The organism is Mesorhizobium sp. M0500 (genome assembly GCF_040321165.1).
Taxonomy (GTDB): Bacteria; Pseudomonadota; Alphaproteobacteria; order Rhizobiales; family Rhizobiaceae; genus Mesorhizobium.
Window position 1 is genome coordinate 91779 of sequence record NZ_JAMYRB010000010.1, and the last position, 19522, is coordinate 111300.

Annotated in this window: 21 protein-coding genes; 7 read left to right on the plus strand and 14 right to left on the minus strand. The window is 63.3% G+C overall.

What is annotated here, in order from left to right:
* Window positions 1-23: 23 nt before the first annotated feature.
* The 3 genes from NKI70_RS19400 to NKI70_RS19410 form a co-directional block, all read right to left on the minus strand.
* Window positions 24-677, minus strand: coding sequence for a glutathione S-transferase family protein (locus tag NKI70_RS19400; protein ID WP_352571578.1), 654 nt, complete (start codon window positions 675-677; stop codon window positions 24-26).
* A gap of 92 nt (window positions 678-769) precedes the next feature.
* Entirely contained in the window at window positions 770-1747 is a 978-nt protein-coding gene (locus NKI70_RS19405; protein ID WP_352571579.1) for a threonine ammonia-lyase, read from the minus strand.
* A gap of 206 nt (window positions 1748-1953) precedes the next feature.
* Window positions 1954-2271 (minus strand): hypothetical protein, encoded by a 318-nt coding sequence (locus NKI70_RS19410; protein WP_023679003.1) that lies wholly within the window; start codon window positions 2269-2271, stop codon window positions 1954-1956.
* A 181-nt stretch (window positions 2272-2452) separates the two neighbouring features.
* On the opposite strand from NKI70_RS19410, the gene mbfA reads away from it, so the two are divergent.
* The gene (mbfA, locus tag NKI70_RS19415; protein WP_352451856.1) at window positions 2453-3436 is read left to right on the plus strand and encodes an iron exporter MbfA; all 984 of its coding nucleotides are present in this window, start codon (window positions 2453-2455) and stop codon (window positions 3434-3436) included.
* Window positions 3437-3442: 6 nt separating this feature from the next.
* Here the strand turns inward: mbfA and NKI70_RS19420 are convergent, their stop codons facing one another.
* The 3 genes from NKI70_RS19420 to NKI70_RS19430 all read right to left on the minus strand — a co-directional run bounded on the left by NKI70_RS19420 (window position 3443) and on the right by NKI70_RS19430 (window position 4429).
* A complete protein-coding gene (locus NKI70_RS19420) occupies window positions 3443-3787 on the minus strand; it encodes an antibiotic biosynthesis monooxygenase family protein (protein ID WP_352571580.1) in 345 nt (114 codons plus the stop codon).
* Complete coding sequence (locus tag NKI70_RS19425) at window positions 3784-4116, minus strand: NIPSNAP family protein (RefSeq protein WP_352571581.1); 333 nt, start codon at window positions 4114-4116, stop codon at window positions 3784-3786. The genes NKI70_RS19420 and NKI70_RS19425 overlap by 4 nt, the downstream gene beginning before the upstream one ends.
* Window positions 4117-4213: 97 nt before the next feature.
* The gene (locus NKI70_RS19430) at window positions 4214-4429 is read right to left on the minus strand and encodes a DUF1127 domain-containing protein (protein ID WP_352571582.1); all 216 of its coding nucleotides are present in this window, start codon (window positions 4427-4429) and stop codon (window positions 4214-4216) included.
* Window positions 4430-4498: 69 nt separating this feature from the next.
* Between NKI70_RS19430 and NKI70_RS19435 the strand changes: the two genes are divergently transcribed.
* Entirely contained in the window at window positions 4499-5173 is a 675-nt protein-coding gene (locus tag NKI70_RS19435; RefSeq protein ID WP_352571583.1) for an ArsR/SmtB family transcription factor, read from the plus strand.
* A gap of 111 nt (window positions 5174-5284) precedes the next feature.
* Here NKI70_RS19435 and ligD read toward each other — a convergent pair whose 3' ends face one another.
* The 3 genes from ligD to NKI70_RS19450 all read right to left on the minus strand — a co-directional run bounded on the left by ligD (window position 5285) and on the right by NKI70_RS19450 (window position 9270).
* The gene (ligD, locus tag NKI70_RS19440) at window positions 5285-7783 is read right to left on the minus strand and encodes a DNA ligase D (RefSeq protein ID WP_352571584.1); all 2499 of its coding nucleotides are present in this window, start codon (window positions 7781-7783) and stop codon (window positions 5285-5287) included.
* Between the two features lie 9 nt (window positions 7784-7792).
* A complete protein-coding gene (gene ku / locus NKI70_RS19445; RefSeq protein WP_352571585.1) occupies window positions 7793-8644 on the minus strand; it encodes a non-homologous end joining protein Ku in 852 nt (283 codons plus the stop codon).
* A gap of 119 nt (window positions 8645-8763) precedes the next feature.
* Window positions 8764-9270, minus strand: coding sequence for a YciE/YciF ferroxidase family protein (locus NKI70_RS19450; protein WP_352473615.1), 507 nt, complete (start codon window positions 9268-9270; stop codon window positions 8764-8766).
* Between the two features lie 407 nt (window positions 9271-9677).
* On the opposite strand from NKI70_RS19450, the gene NKI70_RS19455 reads away from it, so the two are divergent.
* From NKI70_RS19455 to NKI70_RS19465, 3 genes are all read left to right on the plus strand, one after another.
* Entirely contained in the window at window positions 9678-9824 is a 147-nt protein-coding gene (locus NKI70_RS19455; protein WP_023678994.1) for a hypothetical protein, read from the plus strand.
* A gap of 257 nt (window positions 9825-10081) precedes the next feature.
* Entirely contained in the window at window positions 10082-10462 is a 381-nt protein-coding gene (locus NKI70_RS19460; RefSeq protein WP_245274773.1) for a thiol-disulfide oxidoreductase DCC family protein, read from the plus strand.
* Window positions 10463-10511: 49 nt separating this feature from the next.
* Window positions 10512-12263: a saccharopine dehydrogenase family protein gene (locus NKI70_RS19465; RefSeq protein ID WP_352571586.1), complete on the plus strand. Its 1752-nt coding sequence runs from the start codon at window positions 10512-10514 to the stop codon at window positions 12261-12263.
* Here NKI70_RS19465 and NKI70_RS19470 read toward each other — a convergent pair.
* The 3 genes from NKI70_RS19470 to NKI70_RS19480 all read right to left on the minus strand — a co-directional run bounded on the left by NKI70_RS19470 (window position 12152) and on the right by NKI70_RS19480 (window position 15749).
* Entirely contained in the window at window positions 12152-12535 is a 384-nt protein-coding gene (locus tag NKI70_RS19470) for a DUF1850 domain-containing protein (protein ID WP_352571587.1), read from the minus strand. The genes NKI70_RS19465 and NKI70_RS19470 overlap by 112 nt on opposite strands.
* Window positions 12532-14628 carry a TRAP transporter permease gene (locus NKI70_RS19475; RefSeq protein ID WP_352575331.1) on the minus strand — a complete coding sequence of 699 codons (2097 nt, stop codon included), beginning with the start codon at window positions 14626-14628 and terminating at the stop codon, window positions 12532-12534. The genes NKI70_RS19470 and NKI70_RS19475 overlap by 4 nt, the downstream gene beginning before the upstream one ends.
* 161 nt (window positions 14629-14789) lie before the next feature.
* Window positions 14790-15749 (minus strand): TAXI family TRAP transporter solute-binding subunit, encoded by a 960-nt coding sequence (locus NKI70_RS19480; RefSeq protein WP_352575333.1) that lies wholly within the window; start codon window positions 15747-15749, stop codon window positions 14790-14792.
* Between the two features lie 258 nt (window positions 15750-16007).
* Here NKI70_RS19480 and NKI70_RS19485 point away from each other — a divergent pair, with 258 nt between their 5' ends.
* On the plus strand, window positions 16008-16361 hold the full coding sequence (locus tag NKI70_RS19485; protein ID WP_023718846.1) for a YciI family protein: 354 nt from the start codon (window positions 16008-16010) through the stop codon (window positions 16359-16361).
* Window positions 16361-17617, plus strand: coding sequence for an RNA polymerase sigma factor (locus NKI70_RS19490; RefSeq protein ID WP_352591729.1), 1257 nt, complete (start codon window positions 16361-16363; stop codon window positions 17615-17617). The genes NKI70_RS19485 and NKI70_RS19490 overlap by 1 nt, the downstream gene beginning before the upstream one ends.
* A gap of 15 nt (window positions 17618-17632) precedes the next feature.
* Here NKI70_RS19490 and NKI70_RS19495 read toward each other — a convergent pair whose 3' ends face one another.
* Together NKI70_RS19495 and cysK are read right to left on the minus strand one after the other, a co-directional pair.
* Complete coding sequence (locus NKI70_RS19495; RefSeq protein ID WP_352575452.1) at window positions 17633-18256, minus strand: glutathione S-transferase family protein; 624 nt, start codon at window positions 18254-18256, stop codon at window positions 17633-17635.
* A 175-nt stretch (window positions 18257-18431) separates the two neighbouring features.
* On the minus strand, window positions 18432-19412 hold the full coding sequence (gene cysK / locus NKI70_RS19500) for a cysteine synthase A (RefSeq protein WP_023678986.1): 981 nt from the start codon (window positions 19410-19412) through the stop codon (window positions 18432-18434).
* Between the last annotated feature and the right edge of the window lie 110 nt (window positions 19413-19522).

Below are 19522 nucleotides of genomic sequence, written 5' to 3' on the forward strand. Positions count from 1 at the left end.
CCGCTTGTGCAAATGATCGAGATTCACACGGACTCGGCCTGGCCCGGGACCGGTGTCAATTCAGGCGCATTGAGCCCTTCGAAGGGATCGCGCCAGGCGTCGATTTCTTCGAGTTGAAGATACCAGCGACTGACAGAGGGATAGTCATCGAGCGGCAATCGGGCGACATCGTTGAAGGGCAGAAACGTCGCCATTCGAAAGTCGGCGTAGGAAACCGAATTGCCGACCAGCCAGTCGCGCTCAGAAAGCTCGGCATCAAGTATTGCAGCGGCGGTACTGAAGTCCCTCAGGCCCTCCTCAACCCGCGCCTGATCTATCGGGCCGAGCCCATAGCGCTGTTTGGTCCCGCGTTCGAAATGCACGACATCGCAGGCTCGTGCGAAGTTCTCTTTCCCCCAACTCAGCCATCGGATCATCTCGGGCTCGTCGTCGCCAGCGCGCCAGAAATCCGAATGCATATCGCGCGAAAGCCGACAGGCTATGGCGTCGGCCTCCCAGAGGCTTTTTCCCGAACCTATAAGGATGGGCAATGAAAGATTAGGATTGAGCGGCCGAAATCGCTCGGCCTGGCCCGGAGCGAAGGGAGAGGCGAATTCAAACTCGACCTTGGCGTTGAGATACCGTGCCACCGCGACCGCGAGGCGAGGATTGGGATTGCGGCTGAAGAACAGTTTCATTGATCTCAGTCTTTGAAGGGTACCGGTTCGACCGGGTGCAACGGACGCTTGAGCACCTCGAATCGGCACATGAGCTGGAACTGGTTGCTATCCTAGCCGGCAGCAATGATCTCGGCATAGGTGCTGAGATCGACATTGCCGCCGGAGAGCACCACGGCAATGCATTTGCCGGCAAGGTCGATTTCGCCTGACGACAGCGCGGCCAAGCCGACGCAACCGCCAGGTTCGACCACCAGCTTCAGACAAGCCATCGCGTCGCGCATCGCCTGTGTCACCGCGCTGTCGGAAACGGCGATGGCGCCGGCGAGATTCTTGCGGTTGATTTCGAAAGTGATCGCGCCGGGCTCGGCGACGAGAAGGGCATCGCAGATCGAGGTGTGGCCGGGCGCGTTCGACACCCTGGCGCCTTTGATCAGCGAGCGGCGTGTGTCGTCGAAATGCTCGGGTTCCACGGCCAAGACGGCGGTGCCCGGCGAGGCGTCCTTGACCGCGATCGAAATGCCGCTGCTCAACCCGCCGCCGCCGCAGGGAACCACTACCGCATCGAGGCTGACGCCAAGCGCTCTTGCTTGGCGCATCAATTCGAGGCCGATCGTGCCCTGGCCGGCGATGATGGCCGGATCGTCGTAGGGCGGCACCAGGACCATGCCCTTTTCCACGTAAGAACGGACGACGGCAGTGCGATCGTCGCGGACCCGGTCGAAGGTGATCACTTCGGCGCCCATCTTCCTGACATTGCCGACCTTCATCGCCGGCGCGTCGGTAGGCATGGCGATTACGGCCTTGACGCCGAACATCGCCGCCGCGGCGGCGACGCCTTGCGCGTGATTACCCGACGAGAAGGCGACGACGCCGCGGGCGCGTTCTTCCGCCGAGAGCGAGGAGAGCTTGTTGTATGCACCGCGGAACTTGAACGAGCCGGTGCGCTGCAACGTCTCGGGCTTGAACAGGATCCTGGCGCCGAAGCGCTTGTTCAACTCCGGCGATTCGATCAGCGGCGTTTCGACGATCAGTCCGGACAATCGCGCTGCTGCGCTGTGAATATCGGCGATGCCGGGAGGGGTGGTCATGGCTAGGGTCCTGCAAGAGATGAGACCGCCTATGCTGCACGGAAAGGGAGGCGGCGCACCAATGAAAAAATGTGACCGTTACAATTCGTCCTTGGAGGCAGGAGAGTGGGGCGTGACTGTCCCCACCGCCTCCTCGGCCCTCTGCCATGCATTCGTCGCTTCAGTCGACAAATCGTTGTCGATTGACCGGCATAGCCTGCCGCTCCTCACCCCAACAGCGTCTTTTGCCGTTTGGGGCCGCCCATCTTGCGCCAGGTGTTGAAGCGGTGGGTGGCGGCGGCGAAGGAGATCTTCATCTGTTGGGCGACCGAATAGCGCGACTTGCCCTCGTCGAACAGCCGATAGCAGCACTCGACGCCCTCCTCGGTCAACTTGCCGTCGGGAGCCTTGTTGTGCGGATTGGCGGGATCGAATTTTTCGACCTGCTGCTCGACTAGGCCTTTCAGGCGCTGCAGATCCGCCTCAATATTAGCGATAAGGTCGAGAACCGGTTTGGGATCAAACAGCTGCTGTTTTTCCGGCATCTGCGGCGTTCCTTTCTCTTGGTTGAGATTCGGTTATATAAGTGAACGTTTGCCGATAGCAACGGCGATGTGTTCGGGATTTTGAAGCCTGTACCTTTTGAGCATGAGTGGAGCGCACACGATTGACCGGCGACGTGCGAGGTCATAGTTTAGAACTATTCTAAACTAGGGTGAATTTCTCATGCTTTCCCGCGTTTTCGGCTTCGGCCGCCGTCCCTTTGAATCGCTCTCGGAACAGGAGATCCTGGCGCTCGCCATCTCCTCCGAGGAGGATGACGGGCGCATCTATCGCGCCTATGCCGACGGGCTGGCGGAGAGCTTTCCGCAATCGGCCAAGGTGTTCGAGGAGATGGCGGAGGAGGAGGACGGCCATCGCGATTCGCTGATCGAGCTTTACCGCAAGCGTTTCGGCGAGCGCATACCGCTGATCCGGCGCGAACATGTGAAGGGCTATTACGAACGCAAGCCGGACTGGCTGGTGAGGCCGCTCGGCATCGATCATGTGCGCAGCCAAGCCGAGGCCATGGAGCGGCAGGCCTACCTGTTCTATATCGAGGCGGCCAAACGCACAGGCGATGCGTCGACGCGAAAGCTGCTCGACGACCTGGCGATCGCAGAACAGGGCCACGAGACACTGGCGCAGCGGCTGGAGCAAAAGCATGTGCCGGGCGCGGTCAAGGACGAAGAAACGGCAGCCGAGCAGCGCCAGTTCATCCTGACCTATGTCCAACCGGGGCTGGCCGGGCTGATGGATGGCTCGGTGTCGACGCTGGCGCCGATCTTTGCCGCCGCCTTTGCCACGCATGATACGTTCCAGACCTTTCTGGTCGGGCTTGCCGCCTCGATCGGCGCTGGCATCTCGATGGGTTTCACCGAGGTGGCTTCCGACGACGGCAAATTATCGGGCCGCGGCTCGCCGGCAAAACGCGGGCTGACCGTCGGCGTCATGACGACGCTGGGCGGGCTCGGCCATGCGCTGCCCTATCTAATCCCGCTTTTTTGGACGGCGACCATTGTCGCCGCCGTGGTGGTTTTCTTCGAGCTGTGGGCGATCGCCTTCGTGCAGAACCGCTACATGCAGACGCCATTCTGGCGCGCCGCCTTCCAGGTGGTGCTGGGTGGCGCGCTGGTGTTTGCGGCAGGGGTGCTGATCGGGAATGCCTAACAGTCCTTAACCATTTACCGCCTGGCTGTCCTGAGGCGCCTCGGCGCGTTCGGTCAGGCCGTAATCGCGCACGACATGGGCGATGCGCAAACGATAGTCCGCAAAGATACCGCCGCGCCCGGCCTTCTGCGCCTGCCGATGTTCCTGCGTGTTGTGCCAGGTCTTCACCGCGTCCTCGTCGCGCCAGAAGGACAGCGACAGGATGCGGTTCGGATCGGCAAGGCTCTGGAAGCGCTCGATCGACAGGAAACCGTCGATGCCGTCGAGCAGTGGGCGCAGGTCGGCGGCGATGCCGAGATAGGCATCGCGCTTGCCCGCCGCCGGCTCGACCTCGAAGATGACGGCGATCATGGCTTCACCGAAGGAGCATGCGGCCCGGAGGCCAGCTTGAGGAAGATGCGGTCCTCCTTCAGAATGAATTTTTCCCGTCGGGCGAACTCGTAGTTCGCCTTGCCGGCGGGATCGGCGGCGAGCCGGGCGCGGTAGGCTTCGTAGGCCGCAAGACTGTCGATGTTGTAGGCGGCATAAGCCGTGGTGGCCGAGCCTTCGTGCGGCGCGAAATAGCCGATCAGATCGGCGCCGCAGCGCGGGATCGCCTGCCCCCAATTGCGTGCATATTCCTCGAATGCCGCCTTGCCGAACGGATCGATCTCGTAGCGGATGAAGCAGGTGATGGTCATTTTCGCCTCCTTGGCGGTGGATGTTTTCTGGCGGTCACAGTTCGAGCCGGGTCGAAACGTTCCGAAGATCGATATGCTAGGCAAATTCGCTGGCCGGTCAGGTTTGCCAGAAGGATTTCGCGCACTCGCGACGGACGTCTTCGGGTGTCAGGCCAAGGTCACGCAGCAGATGATCGTCGATCTCGGCGAGGTCGAGACGCTGCAAATGACGGTCGTACCACCGCTTCAGGAGCCGCAGCCGCAAGCGGCGCAAGACGATGAACGGGAACGGCCGGCGAGCAGGCGCGGCGCTGAGAATGGTCCTTGCAGGCATCGTTGTCTCCTTGATTTGCATCGAGACTAATGCTTTATCTGACGAGGATGCTTCGATGAGGAACGAACTATGCGCGAAGGACCTGACATAGCCCGCATTGCCAGCCTGGTGGGCGATCCGGCGCGGGCAAACATGCTGTCCGCACTGATGGGCGGCACGGCACTGACGGCGAGCGAACTGGCACTCGAAGCCGGGGTGTCGCTTCCGACAGCGAGCTCGCATCTGTCGAAGCTGATGGAAGGCGGGCTGCTGACACTGGCGAGCCAGGGGCGGCACCGCTATTACGGCCTCGCCGGCCCGCAGGTGGCGGGAATGATCGAAGCCATCACCGGCGTTGCCGCTGCGGTCGGACCGCAGAGGGTGCGACCCGGCCCTCGCGACGCGGCCATGCGCGTGGCGCGGGTCTGCTACGATCACCTCGCCGGCGAGCAGGCGGTGGCGATGCTGGACCGTCTTGTGGCTCGACAAGTGCTCCTGCGCGACGACGAGGTGATCCAGCTTGGGCCGTCGGCCGCCTCGCATTTCGCCGCGATCGGCATCGACATCCATACCAAAGCGCGGCGACCGGTGTGCCGCGCCTGCCTCGACTGGAGCGTGAGGCGTTCGCATCTTGCCGGCGCGCTGGGCGCCGCCATTCTCGACAAGGTCCTCGCCGAGAAATGGGCACGGCGCGAGAAGGACAGCCGTGCCGTGATCTTTTCACCGGTAGGCAAGCAGGCCTTCGAGAAGACGTTTCTCGCCTGACGGCGCGCTTCGATGCGCGTTCGGCGTTTCACGGGAACGCCGAACCACTCTATCTTTTTGTTTTGACGCAATTCCGGACGGAAAACCGTTTCACACTTTCCTGAAATTGCTCTAGCCGCGCTTGAGCGGCTTTGCCTGCTTGAAAAAATCCGCCCAGGGATCGGCTTGCCCGAGCCGCTTCAGCGTCGTCTTGTCGCCGATCGGAAAGGCGTTCGGCGGCAATCCGGCCTCGATCTCCGCCCAGGTCACCGGCATCGATACCGTGGCTCCCTTTTTGGCGCGCGACGAATAGGGCGCAACCGTGGTGGCGCCGCGGCCGTTGCGCAGATAATCGACGAAAATCTTGCCGGTGCGCGCCCTCTTCGACAGCGTCGCCGTGTAGCGGTCGGGCGCGGCCTGTTCGAGCGCTCGGGCGAACTCATGGGCGAAGCCTTTGACCTCGTCCCAATCCGCCGACGGCTTCAGCGGCACGACGACATGATAGCCCTTGCCGCCCGAGGTCTTGACGAAATTCGGCAGGGACAGTTCGTCGAGCCGGCCGCGGATATCGAGCGCCGCGGCACGCACCGCCTTCACGTCGACGCCCTCGTCCGGATCGAGATCGAAGATGATCTGGTCGGGTTTTTCCAGCTCGTTGGTGGTCGAGCCCCAGATGTGGATCTCGACGACGCCCAGTTGCACCAGCGCCGCGACGCCGTCGAAATCGCGGATGAACAGGATTTCCTCGCCGTCCGTCGGATCCTTCATCACGGCTATTTTTTCACTCATGCCGGCCGAGGCATGTTTTTGGAAGAACCGTTGGCCGCCAACGCCGTCCGGCGCCCGCACGAGGCTGAGCGGCCGGTTGATGACGAATTGCTTCATGCGCGGCCAGACCAGCGCGTAGTGATCAACCAGATCCTGCTTCGATACGTTCTCCTCGGGCCACAGAAGCTTGTCGGGGCGGGACAGTGTAACCGAGGTTTTCGCCGCGCCGGCGGGTTCGGCGGGCTTTGGCCTCGGCTCGGCCGTGGCTGAGCGTGCTTTCGGTTTCTCCTGCACGACTTCCTCCGCCGGCTTGTCCTCGCGCAATCCCTGGAACGACGCGTGGCGTATTATACGGTCCGACGTCCAACTGCGAAACTCCACTTCGCCGACAAGTTCGGGCTTGACCCAGACCAGCCCCTTGCCCCTTGGCACCGCCCTGTCGAAGGGCGAGGTTGTCGTCTTCAGCGCATCAAGCCTCTTCTTCAGCTCGTTGGTGCTTTTGGCCGTGAAGCCGGTGCCGACGCGGCCGGCATAGCGCAGCTTGCCGCCCTCGTGATAGCCAACCAGCAGCGAGCGCAGGCCGCGCCCGGTCTTGTCCGACGGCATATAGCCGCCGATGACGAATTCCTGGCGCGCCGTGCATTTCGACTTCACCCACGAGGGAACACGACCGCTGCGGTAGGGCGCATCGGCACGCTTGGAGACGACGCCTTCGAGCCCCAGCCGGCAAGCATGCTCCAGCATGATCTTGCCGGGCTCGGCAAAGTGGTCGCTGAAGCGCACGGCCTGATCCTCGGCCTGTCCGGCGAGCAAAGTGCGCAGCCTTTCCTTGCGCTCGACCAGCGGCTCGGAACGGATATCCTCACCGTTGAGACGCAACAGGTCGAAAACGTAGTAGATGAAACGATCCGTGCGGCCCGCCGACAGATCTTGCTGCAGCAGCGAGAATGACGAGACGCCGTTATCCGCCAGCACGACGATTTCGCCGTCGATGATCGCATCGGTGCATTTCAGGCCGCCAAGTGCCGCGACAATTGCGCCACCGAATTTGTCGGTCCAGTCGAGGCCGGCGCGTGTCAAAAGCCGCACCTCGGTGCCGGCAAGCTGCGACTGCATGCGATAGCCGTCGAACTTCACCTCATGCAGCCAGTCCTTGCCGGGCGGCGCGTCCCGCTCCAGCGTTGCGAGCGCCGGTTCGATGAATTCGAGCCGCCTTGCCGCGACTGCCTTCTTGCCGGTAGCCGGCCTGTCGGACTGCCAGACCCTTGGCTTCTTGCCGTCGGCGGTCTTGCCTTCGCCGACCTCCTCGATGGTCAGGCCGGATTTCACCGATTGCGGCGCCTCCTGCAAAATGTCCTCGCCTGGACGCGCGGCGGCATCGTCGGATTTGATCAGCAACCAGTTGTCACGCTTTTCGCCCGGACGCGGCTTCAGCCGCACCAGATGCCATGCGCCATGCAATTTGTGGCCATGCAGTTCGAAACTGATATGGCCTTTCTTCATCGCCTTTGCCGGGTCGCCATCGGGGACCCAAGTTCCCTCATCCCAGACAATGACCGAGCCGCCGCCATATTGGTCCTTCGGGATGGTGCCTTCAAACGGCGCATAGTCGATCGGGTGGTCCTCGACATGCACGGCGAGCCGCTTTTCGTGCGGGTCGAGGCTCGGGCCTCGCGTCACCGCCCAGCTCCACAGCACGCCGCCGTGCTCGAGACGAAGGTCGTAGTGAAGCCTGGTGGCGGCATGCTTGTGGATGACGAAGATGCCACCCGGCACGGCTTTCTTGCCGCGCGAAACCTTGCCGGCTGGTTCGGCCGTCTTCTTGAAATTGCGCTTGGCGTGATACTGCTCGAGGCTGGCCATGGGCGGATCCTAAGCAGATTTGCGCCGGGCGGCTTTGGACTTGGCGCCTTTTGCCGGGCGTCCGGTCTTTGCCGGCGCACCGGCTTCCGACGAAAGGCTCTTCTTCAGCGCATCGAAGAGGTTGACGACGTTGGAGGGCCGTGGTTCCGCCTTGGTCTTCGGTGCCTTCTTGCCGGCCTTCTTGGCGCGGACCAGCTCGATCAGGGCGTTTTCGTATTTGTCCTCGAATTCGGAAGGATCGAACTTCGCCTGTTTGTCATCGACGATGTGTTCGGCCAGCCTGATCATCTCGGCGTCGGTCTTCACCGGCTTGATGTCGCCGAACACCATCTCGGGCCTGCGAACCGTATCGCCATAGCGCAGGGTCGTCAGCAGCAGACCCTTGCCCAACGGCTCAATGACCACCGGACGTTCGCGGCGATAGAGCACAATGCGGGCTAGCCCCGCCGTCTTCTTGGCGGCCATGGCGTCGCGGATGACGGCGAAGGCCTCTTCCGAGACCTCGTCCGCAGGCGTCACATAATAGGGCGCATCGAGATAGATCTGCTGGATCGAGGATTTTTCGATGAAACCATCGAGGCTCATCGTATGCGAGGAGTCGATCAGCACGGCTTCGATCTCCTCCTCCTCGATTTGGACGAAGTCGCCGTCGCCGATCTCGTAGCCCTTGATCTCGTCGCCTTCATCGAGCGGCTTGCCGCTTGCCGAATCGACATAGACGCGCTTGACGGTATTGCCGGTCTTGCGGTTGAGCACGCGGAACGAGACTTTCTCGGCCTGGGTGACGACATTGGTCAGTTCGACGGCGCAAGTGACCAGCGAAAGCTTGAGATACCCTCTCCAGGCCGGGCGCGGCGCCATGACAAACTCCCTGCGCGACAATGTTCAACCGAGAACGGGCAAAGTCCGTTCCGGTTCCGGCGGCGCAAAAGGCAAGTCCGGGCTTTCAACCCAGCCTTGCCTTGTTCTCGCTCACTGCCCTACTCGGCGGCTTGCAGGTTGACCTTGCTTTCCGCTATTTCGGTAAGCTTGCGGTCGGTTGCCTGCTCCTCCTTGAGGTTGTTGGCCAACACATTGGCGCAGTCGCTGCGGCCCAGTTGCTTGGCCCAAGCAATCAGGGTGCCGTAACGGGTCATCTCATAATGCTCGACCGCCTGGGCGGAGGCGATCAGCGCAGCGTCGAGGACCTCCTTGTCGGCGATGTCGCCGCTGACGTCGTCGGCTTCTTCGAGAATGCCGTCGATGGCCGGGCAGTCGACCTGCTTGGCCTTCACGCCGTGCAGTTCGAACACCTGCTCGACACGCTGGATATGACCCTTGGTCTGAGCGAGATGTTTCTCAAAGCCGGCTTTCAGCTGCGGATCACTCGCCTTGTCGATCATCTTCGGCAGCGATTTTTCGATCTGTTTTTCAGCGTAATAGATGTCGCGCAGCGTGTGCACGAAGAGGTCGTCGAGGGTTTTGATATCCTTCGAAAAGAAACCCATGGCCTTTGCCTTTCCATTGCTCTTGCAGTTTCGGATTTTTTGGCTGCGGCCCACCCGAGCACCACAGCCTGCGGAGCCAGTTCGTCCCGGCACTGGGAAATCAACGTGCGGCTGACGGGCCGGTTCCTGGTTTTCCGGCCGCGTGCACGGAAATTTCGCGGTCCGGCAAAACCTGAAACAAAACCGCGCCTCTGCGACATTCAGGCGAAACATATGTGATGCAAAAGTCACACTGGACGAAATGCCGACGGACTGCATGGAAACACCGCGAATCAGCCGCATTCCAGCCATGAACAAAGGCATTTTCGACCAGAGATTAACATCGCGTTCACCGACTATTCACGCCTGGACGCTATGATCCCCGCAATTCGGAAGGGACATCCGAAACGGGACAGGGACCGAGTAAAATGAGCTTCTGGAATCAAATCGCCGGCTATGCCGCCGCCATCCGCGAATTCGTCGCGCCGACCTATCGGCCTGAGCGCTATTATATGCGCGGCCCAGGCCCCGCCTGCGCGCGCCGTGGCAACACGCTTGGGATCAGCGTGCGCTGATGATGAGCATGGAGAGCCGTCACGACAGCCGTATCTGCCGGCCCGACGCCGACAATCGGTCAACGACTTATCGCGCCGAGCGCCCTGCGCTGACCGACAGACGGCGTGCGACAACGCCAAGCCTTCAGCATTCCGGGCTTTGATCCAGCCGCCGGCAGGCCTAGTGTCGCCTGACACCAGCTGCCGGGCGTCACGTGATCGTCAAGCCGAACCATTCTCCTGAGCCGCCAGAATTCGAATCAAGTCGCCCGTTGATCGTGTTCGACGGTATTTGCGTGTTGTGCTCGGGCTTTGTGCGCATGGTGGTGAAGCTCGACCGCAAGGGCCGCTTTCATTTCGTAACGGCGCAGTCGCCCTTCGGCGAGATGCTGTTCAAGAAATACGGGCTGCGGACGGATCGCTACGAGACCAATCTCGTCATCGTCGATGGCGCGGCTTTCACCCGCCTGGACAGTTTCGTTGCCGTCATGGCCGAACTCGGCTGGCCGTGGCGGGCGGCGCGGATCCTGCTGCTGTTGCCGCGCCCGCTTCGCGACTGGCTCTACGACCGCATCGCAAAGAACCGCTACGCCCTGTTCGGCAAGAAGGACAATTGCGAAATCCCTTCCGCTGAGGTGAGGGCAAGATTGATCGGCTAGGTTCGTTGCCGTGGCCGGGAGCGGGCGGGGCATTTTGGGGGAACTGCGGATGAAGGTTCTTGTCGTCGGCGGCTATGGCACCTTTGGCGGTCGCACCGTCGAGCTTTTGGAGGGCGAGCCGCATCTGATCCTCTTTGTCGCCGGGCGCTCGCTCGCCAAGGCTGACGCGTATTGCAAGAAGCGCGCCCCGACAGCAGCCCAGCTGGTGCCGGCACTGTTCGACCGTGACGGCGATCTCGCCGCGCAACTCGCTGCATTTGAGCCTGATATTGTAGTCGACGCGAGCGGTCCGTTCCAGGCCTATGGCGAGGGACGCTATCGCCTGATCGAGGCCTGCATCGCCCGGCGCATCAACTATCTCGATCTAGCCGACGGCTCGGATTTCGTCGCCGGGGTCTCTGCGTTCGACGAGGCGGCGCGAAACGCCGGCGTCTTCGTGCTGTCCGGCGTCTCGAGCTTTCCGGTGCTGACGGCGGCGGTGGTGCGTCGCCTGTCTTCGGACCTGACGCGGGTCGACGGCATTCGCGGCGGCATCGCGCCTTCGCCCTTTGCCGGCGTCGGCGGGAACGTCATCCGGGCTATCGCCGGTTATGCCGGTCGGCCGGTGCGGCTTGTTCGCAATGGCCGTCCCGAACAAGGCCGTCCGTTTACCGAGCAGCTGCGCTACACTATCGCGCCGCCGGGCCGGCTGCCGCTTCGAAACACGCTGTTTTCTCTGGTCGACGTTCCAGACCTGCGCGCCTTGGCCGCGCTTTGGCCGGAGGCGAGGACCATCTGGATGGGAGCCGGGCCGGTACCCGAGGTGCTGCACCGCGCCCTGATCGGCCTCGCCTGGCTGGTGCGCGCCGGATTGATCGGTTCGCTTTCGCCGCTGGCGCCGCTGATGCATGAGGCAACGAACCGGCTGCGCTGGGGCGAGCATCGCGGCGGCATGTTCGTCGAGGTCGAGGGATCGGACCGGGCGGGCGCCATCGTCAAGCGCTCGTGGCATCTCTTGGCCGAGGGCAATGACGGGCCGCTGATCCCGTCGATGGCGGTCGAAGCACTGGCCCGCAAAGCGCTGGCCGGACATCAGCCCGCGCCGGGCGCACGGGCGGGGGTGCGCGATTTGGAGCTCCGGGATTATGAAGCCCTGTTCGCCGGGCGGACAATCTACACCGGCTTCAGGAACGGGGCGGCGGACGAGGACAAGCCGCTTTATGCCGAGCTGCTCGGTGCCGCCTGGCAAGGCCTTCCCGAGGCAATTCGGTCAATGCATGACCGTACGATCACGGCCGCAGGCCGCGCGCGCGTCGAACGCGGGCGCAATGTTCTTGGCCGGCTAATGGCCTGGACGGTCGGCTTCCCCGGGGCAAGCGAGGACATCCCGGTTCATGTCCGCTTCGACACCGACAAGGACGGCGAGACCTGGACCCGGACATTCGGCAAGCACAGTTTTTCGAGCCTACAGTCCGCAGGCCGGGGTCGATCGCAGCGCTTGCTGTGCGAACGCTTCGGCCCGCTGACCTTCGCGATGGCGCTGGTTGCCGAAGACGGCCGGCTGGCGCTGGTCTTGCGCCGCTGGAGTTTTTTTGGCCTGCCGCTTCCGATGTGGCTCGGTCCACGCTCGACTTCCTACGAAACGGTGAAGGATGGCCGCTTCCGCTTCCATGTCGAGATCTCGCATCCGCTTGCCGGCATGATCGCCCGCTACCGCGGCTGGCTGGAGCCCTCCGGCCCGCACGGCTCCAACGAGATCGGGCCGCCTGCCAGCTTGCCCAGTTCGCGACAGTCCTGCGCCGTGCACAGCGTCCAGCCCTGACCCGTGGCGCCCGAGGCGGCGAGCGCGAGGCGCCGCTGTGGCCCGACCTTGGGCGCATAGACCCACCAGCCGTTTCTCAGCACCGAGCCTTGCGGCGGCTCCACCCCGGCGCCCGATCCCTTGATGCGGGCCTCGACCAGCTGCAGGCCGGACGGCAGCACCTTCCAGTCTTCCTGCCACTGGGTCTTCTCCACCGAATGCACCCAGGAGAGCGTGAAGGCAGCAACGGCGAGCGTCACCGTCTTGCCGGCCGCGACGATGCAGAGGCTCATGCTGAATTAGCCAGCGAAGCCTGCCGCGCGCGCCAGCAGTGCCAGCCGATCCAGGCAAGGGACAGCGCCCAGCCCGCCTCGTCGGTGAGCGGCAGCGCCGCAACCAGCAGCACGCCGGCGGCGAAGGCGACGAGGCGTTCCCACCACGCCATGCGCCGGGCGAGAAATCCGACGGCCGCGGCGCCCCACAGGACGATACCCATGCAGGCTTTGATGACGATATAGGCGACCTCGACGGGATAGCCGAACTGGGCGGCGATCGGGCCGGGGTCCTGCAGCATCAGCGCCGGGGTATAGACCGCCATGAACGGCACAACGAAGCCGGCAATGGCAAGCTTGGTGGCCTGGATGCCGATCTTGAGGCCGCTTTCCTTGGCCATGGGCGCGGCGGCGAAGGCGGCCAGCGCCACAGGCGGGGTGAGATCGGCCATGATGCCGAAATAGAAGACGAACATATGGCTGACCACCAACGGCACGCCGAGCGACAGCAGCGCTGGCCCGGCCAGCGACGAAGTGATGATGTAGTTGGGAATTGTCGGTATGCCCATGCCGAGCACCAAGCAGGTGAGCATGGTCAAAAGCAGCGACAGGAACAGATTGTTCTCGCCGATCGAGATGATCCAGCCGATGAAGGTCGAGGCGATGCCGGTAAGCGTCAACGTGCCGATGACGATGCCGACAATGGCGCAGGCAATGCCGACCGGCAGCGCGTTCTTCGCTCCTTCGGCAAGGGAATCCACGCATATGCGCAGCGTCTCGCGCCCGCCCTTGAAGGTGAGGCAGGCGGCGACCAGCACGGCGATGACCAGGCTGAGGATGTTGACGCCGAATTTCATGAAGGAAGCCGCGGCAAGCCCGAGCGCCAGCCAGAAGACGATGCGGAAGGCGAGCGGCCCGATCGATGCTGCCAGCGGCGTGCCGAGGATAAGCACAATGGTCAACGCCAGGCCCATGGTGCCGGCGAAGACCGGCGTATAGCCGGCAAACAGCAGGTAGATCAGCGCTGCCAGCGGCAGCACCAGCGGCCAGTGTTGTTTCACCGCATCCCACGGATTGGGCAGGTCGGCCTTGGCCATGCCGTGCAGGCCGGCCTTGCCAGCTTCCAGGTGCACCTGCCAGAAACAGGCGCCGAAATAGAGCAGCGCCGGAATGATCGCCGCCTTGACCACCGCGGCATAGGGGATGTTCAGGGTCTCGGCCATGATAAAGGCAACCGCTCCCATCACCGGCGGCATGATCTGGCCGCCCATCGACGAGGTCGCCTCGACGGCGCCAGCGAAAGCCGAGCGGAAACCGAAGCGTTTCATCAGCGGGATGGTGAACTGGCCGCTGGCCACCACATTGGCGACGCCGGAGCCGGAAATGGTGCCCATCAGCGCCGAGGACAGCACGCAGACTTGCGCCGGGCCGCCGCGCCATGAGCCGACCAGGCCAAGCGCAAAATCGTTGAACAGCGCGATCATGCCGGCGCGCTCAAGAAAGGCGGCGAAAACGACGAAGATGAAGATGTAGGCGGCCGAGACATAGATCGGCGTGCCGTAGATGCCTTCGGTGCCATAGGCGAAGGTGTCGACGAGCTGGGCGAAATCATAACCGCGATGGATGAACGGCGGCGGCAGATGATTGCCGGCAAATGCGTAGGCGAGAAAGATGAAGGCAATGACGGCGAGCGGCAGCCCCATTAACCGCCGCGCCGCCTCGAAGACCAGCACGACCAGCACCGCGCCGACGATCAGGTCAGGCGTGGTGAGAAAGCCGGAGCGGCGGATGAGGTCGGCATAGAACACCCAATTGTACAGACCGGTGGCGAAACCAAGCAGGCCGAGCGTCCAGAACACTGCTTTCGCCGGGACGCTTTTGGCGCGCAGATTGGCGATTAGGGCAAAGCCGAGCAGCAGCAGGAAGCCGACATGCATGGCGCGTATGACCTGGCTCGGCAGGCTGCCATAGGCGGCGATGTAGATTTGGAAGATGGAGAAGGCGATGGCGATAAAAAAAGCCGCCTTGCCGGCGATGCCTTCGCCGAAGCCAGGCGGCAATCCTTCGACAGGAGCTTCCGCTGTGGGGGAAAGAACGGTCGGGGTTACGGTCATTAGCGGGGTTCCTGGCGGGGCGGTCCCCTCCTCGAGGGGAGGGTGCCGAGCGAAGCGAGGCGGGTGAGGTCGGTGCGGCAGTGCGCGGCCTCAACCGACCCTACCCGTCCATTCGCCTTCGGCAGCTGTTCACCTTCTCCTCAAGGGGGAGGGATGGCTCCTTACTTCACCAATCCCTTTTCCTTGTAATACCTCTCGGCGCCTGGATGCAGCGGCACCGGCATGCCGTCGAGCGCCTTGGCCGGGTCGATCGCCTTGGCGGCGGCGTGGGCAGCGGTGAGCTGGTCGAGATGCTCGAACAGCAGTTTCGTCATCTGGTAGGCGGTCTCGTCGGAGACATCGGCGCTGGTGATCAGGAAATTGCCGACGGCGGCGGTCGCAACATCCTCGGTCTGGCCCTCGTAGGTGCCCTTGGGGATGACCACGGAAAGATAGGGCGAGCCGATCTTGGCGACGTCCTCCGCCGGCACGGCAACGACGTTTACCGGCACTGAGGTGGCGAGGTCACGGATCGACGCGACCCCAAGGCCAGCCGACTGCAGCGTGGCGTCGAGCTGGCGGTTCTTGATCAGCTCCACCGATTCGGCGAAGGGCAGATATTCGATCCGCCCGAGGTCTTCGTATTTCAGCCCGGCAGCGGCAAATATCGTGCGGGCGTTGAGCTCGGTGCCTGAGGCCGGCGCGCCGACCGAAAGGCTCTTGCCCTTGAGATCGGCGAGCGTCTTGATGCCGGATTCCTTGCTGGCGACGATCTGGATGTAATTGGGATAGATGGCGGCAATGCCGCGCAGCTTGTCGAGCTTGCCTGGGAAGCCTGCTTCGGTATTGCCTTCGGCGGCCAGCTTGACGGAATCGCCAAGCGCGAAAGCAATCTCGCCCTTGCCCTGCTGCAAGAGATTGAGGTTTTCGACCGACGCTTTCGTCGCCTGCACCTGGGTGCGCGCGCCTTCGATGCCCTTGCCGTAGATTTCCGACAGGGCGACGCCGAGCGGATAGTAGACGCCGGACGTGCCGCCGGTCAGCACGTTGATGAATTCCTGTGCCTTGACCGATACCGCGCCAAGGCCAAGCGACAGCGCCAGCACGCCGGCTGCAACAAATTTCGTCCTGAAATTGAGCATGCGATTTCCTCCCTGAAAATTCGCCGCCGTGCCCTCCTCGGCGGCACGAAGCGAAGCGAGTTTAGACAGCGGGCGGGAAATGCCAACCCGCAATAGCAGCGATTAGACGAACGGCTAAGCAGTGCCGCAACACGTTGGCGCTTGCGCGAGGTCGCATCGCGGCAGAAAGATTTTTCCAGCGCTTGTCGAAATCCGGCAGGGCCGCGCGACATAAGTCCGGCTCGCAACGATGCGGCCTTCGAGAAACGGGAGAAGACCATGCGATACATGCTTTTGATCTATGGAAACGAAGCGGGGATGGCAGCCGCGCCAGCAGATGCGGTGACACAGATGTCGAGCGCGTACGTCGCCTACACCGAAGCGTTGAAGAAATCCGGCGCCTGGCTCGCCGGCGACCGGCTGAAGCCGACGCAATCCGCTACCTCGGTGCGGATGGCCAATGGCAAGACCAACGTGCTCGACGGCCCCTATGCCGACACCAAGGAGCAGCTTGCCGGCTTCTATATGATCGAAGCGGAGGACGTCGACGCCGCCATTGCCTGGGCGGCGCGCTGCCCGGGCGCCAGCACCGGCACGGTAGAGGTGCGGCCGATCTGGGAACTCACCATGTGATGCCGGAATTGCCCGATACTGCGCGGGCGGCGGCGGAAGCGGCCGCCCGGCAAAGCTACGGCAAGCTGGTCGCCTATCTCGCCGCACGCACGCGCGACGTGGCCGCTGCAGAGGACGCATTGGCCGATGCCTTTGCAGCGGCGCTCGAGCGTTGGCCACAGGCGGGCGTGCCCGACAAGCCGGAAGCCTGGCTGCTGGCGGTGGCACGCAAGCGCCGCGTCGACGCGGTCAGACGGCGGCTGACACGCGAGGCGGGCCGCGACCACCTGAGACTGATCGCCGAGGAGATGGAGGCGCGCATGGCCGAGGAAGACCTGCCGGACGAGCGGCTCAGGCTCATGTTTGCCTGCGCCCATCCCGCGATTGAGGCCGGCGTGCGAGCACCGCTGATCCTGCAGACGGTCCTGGGCTTCGACGCAGCGACCATCGCCTCGGCTTTTCTTGTCTCGCCAGCCACGATGAGCCAGCGGCTGGTGCGCGCCAAGACGCGAATTCGCGAGACAGGCATTCCGTTCCGCGTGCCGGAGCGGGCCGAGCTCGGCGAGCGGCTGGGCACCGTTCTGGAAGCGATCTACGCGGCGTTTGCCGAAGGTTGGTCCGACCCGGCCGGCACCGAAACGCGGCGCCGCAATCTCGCGACCGAAGGCATCTGGCTCGGCCGTCTGATCGCCTCGCTGATGCCGGATGAGCCGGAAGCACTCGGCCTGCTGGCGCTGATGCTGTTCGCCGAGGCGCGGCGTGCAGCCCGGCGCAATGCGGCGGGTGACTATGTGCCGCTGGCCGAGCAGGATCTTGCATTGTGGGACGACACCCTGATCGATGAAGCGGAGGCGCTGCTCGGGCGCGCGGCCGCCGAGGGTGTTGTCGGCCGCTACCAGCTCGAGGCCGCCGTGCAATCCGCCCATACGACACGGCGGCTGACCGGTTGTACCGACTGGGTCGCGATCAAGGAGCTCTACGACGCGCTGTCGGTGATTGCCGGCTCGCCGGTGGTGTCGATCAACCGTGCGGTGGCGATTGCCGAGGCCGAAGGTGCTTCAGCAGGATTGGGCGCGCTTGATCAACTCAGCGGCGACAAGCGGCTGTATGACTATCAACCTTACTGGGCCGCCCGCGCGGGCCTGCTGGCCAGACTCGGCAAAGTTCCGCAAGCGAGCGAGGCCTATGACCGGGCTATCGGCCTCGAACGCGATCCGGCCGTGCGCCGGTTCCTGCAGGAACGACGGGCATGGCTCGGCCACGCGGAAAGACACTGAGACAAGGCGGAGTGCTTAGGCCGGCCACATGTCGTGGGAAGCATTCAGCCTCTTTATCACTCGATGTTCCCGCAAATTGGCCCACAGGCGTTCGATATTCGGCCAAGCGGTTGGAACCTTCGCGACCTCCGGATGCCAGGCCACCAACATGACGAGATAGATGTCGGCCAGCGAGAGCCGGTCGCCGGCCAGCCAGTCATGGCCTGCGAGGGCGGCATCGAGAATGGCGAAGCTGCGATCCATTTCCGAGACCGCCGCCCGTTTGACAGCGTCCACGCCGCGGGGATCGGTCGTGTAGCGATGAGCGTAGAAGAACCGCAGGTCAGCCGAATAGATGACGGAGGACATGAAAAACATCCAGCGCAGGAAGTCGGCACGGTCAGCCGAACTTGCTGCGGGCGCCAGTCCTGCTTCCGGGTGGCGCTCGGCCAGCAGGATGCAGATCGCCGCCGATTCGGTCATCGAGCGTCCGTCCGGCAAGATCAGGACCGGCACCTGGTTCAAGGGGCTGATATCTAAAAAGGCCTGGTCGGGTCGGCCCTTCGGAACGTCGATCTGGTCGAAAGGCACGCCCGCCAAAGCGAGCGCCGCCTCGATGACAAAGCCGCCGGTATTGGCACGCGTATAGAGCTTGTACATGAAGTCCTCCACCTGCCGGGCAGCGACGATTTGATACGGAAGGGACCCGCCGCTCAAGCGAACGACGCCCGCCACAGGTGGTTTTTCAGCGGTCCACGCCGACGCGTGATACAGAGTATTTGATGTCGGAGGGCATCGCGAAGGATCGCTACTGACCGGTCAAAAACGCTCGTGTCTAAGCGCCCAATCCCTCGAACAGGATCGTCGAGAGATAGCGCTCGGCGAAAGAGGGGATGACGACGACGAGGTTCTTGCCCTTGTTCTCGGCCCGCGAGCCGACGACGATCGCCGCTTGCAGGGCGGCACCCGACGAGATGCCGACCGGCACACCTTCGAGCCGAGCGACGAGCCGTGCATTGGCAACCGAATCCTCGTTCGAGACCTTGACGATTTCGTCATAGATCGTCGTGTCGAGGATTTTTGGCGCGAAGCCGGCGCCAATGCCCTGGATCTTGTGCGGGCCTGGCTGGCCGCCCGACAGCACCGGCGAGGCTTCCGGTTCGACGGCGACGACATGCACCGAGGGCTTACGCTTCTTCAGCACCTGGCCGACGCCGGTGATGGTGCCGCCGGTCCCGATGCCGGCAACGAAGATATCGACTTCGCCATGGGTGTCGTTCCAGATTTCCTCGGCCGTGGTGCGGCGATGGATTTCCGGATTGGCCGGGTTTTCGAATTGCTGCGGAATGACAGCGTCGGGCAGCGTTGCCGCCAGCTCGTCCGCCTTGGCGATGGCGCCCTTCATGCCTTTCGGCCCTTCGGTCAGCACCAGTTCGGCACCGAGCAGAGCCAGCATCTTGCGGCGTTCGACGGACATGGTTTCCGGCATGGTCAGGATCAGCTTGTAGCCCTTGGCAGCGGCGGCAAAGGCGAGCGCGATGCCGGTATTGCCCGAGGTCGGCTCGATCAGGGTGGTCTTGCCGGGCGTAATCCTGCCCGAAGCCTCCAATGCCTCGATCATCGACACGCCGATGCGGTCCTTGACCGAGGCGATCGGGTTGAAGAATTCGAGCTTGGCCAGCAGATTGGCGACGACGCCCTTCTCCCTGGCGAATTTATCAAGCCGCACCAGCGGCGTGTCGCCGATCGTCTCGGTGATCGAATTGTAGATGCGGCCGCGGCCGGGCACGTGTGCGGGGGTGGCGGGCTTGTTCATTGATTTCCTCCCAGAGGTCAAGCGGCAAGAGTCGGGCGGGGCCTAGGATAGAGCCATCCGCCGCGCAAGATAGGCTGTCGATCGAAAAATATCCGAGTGAAGTTCGTGCT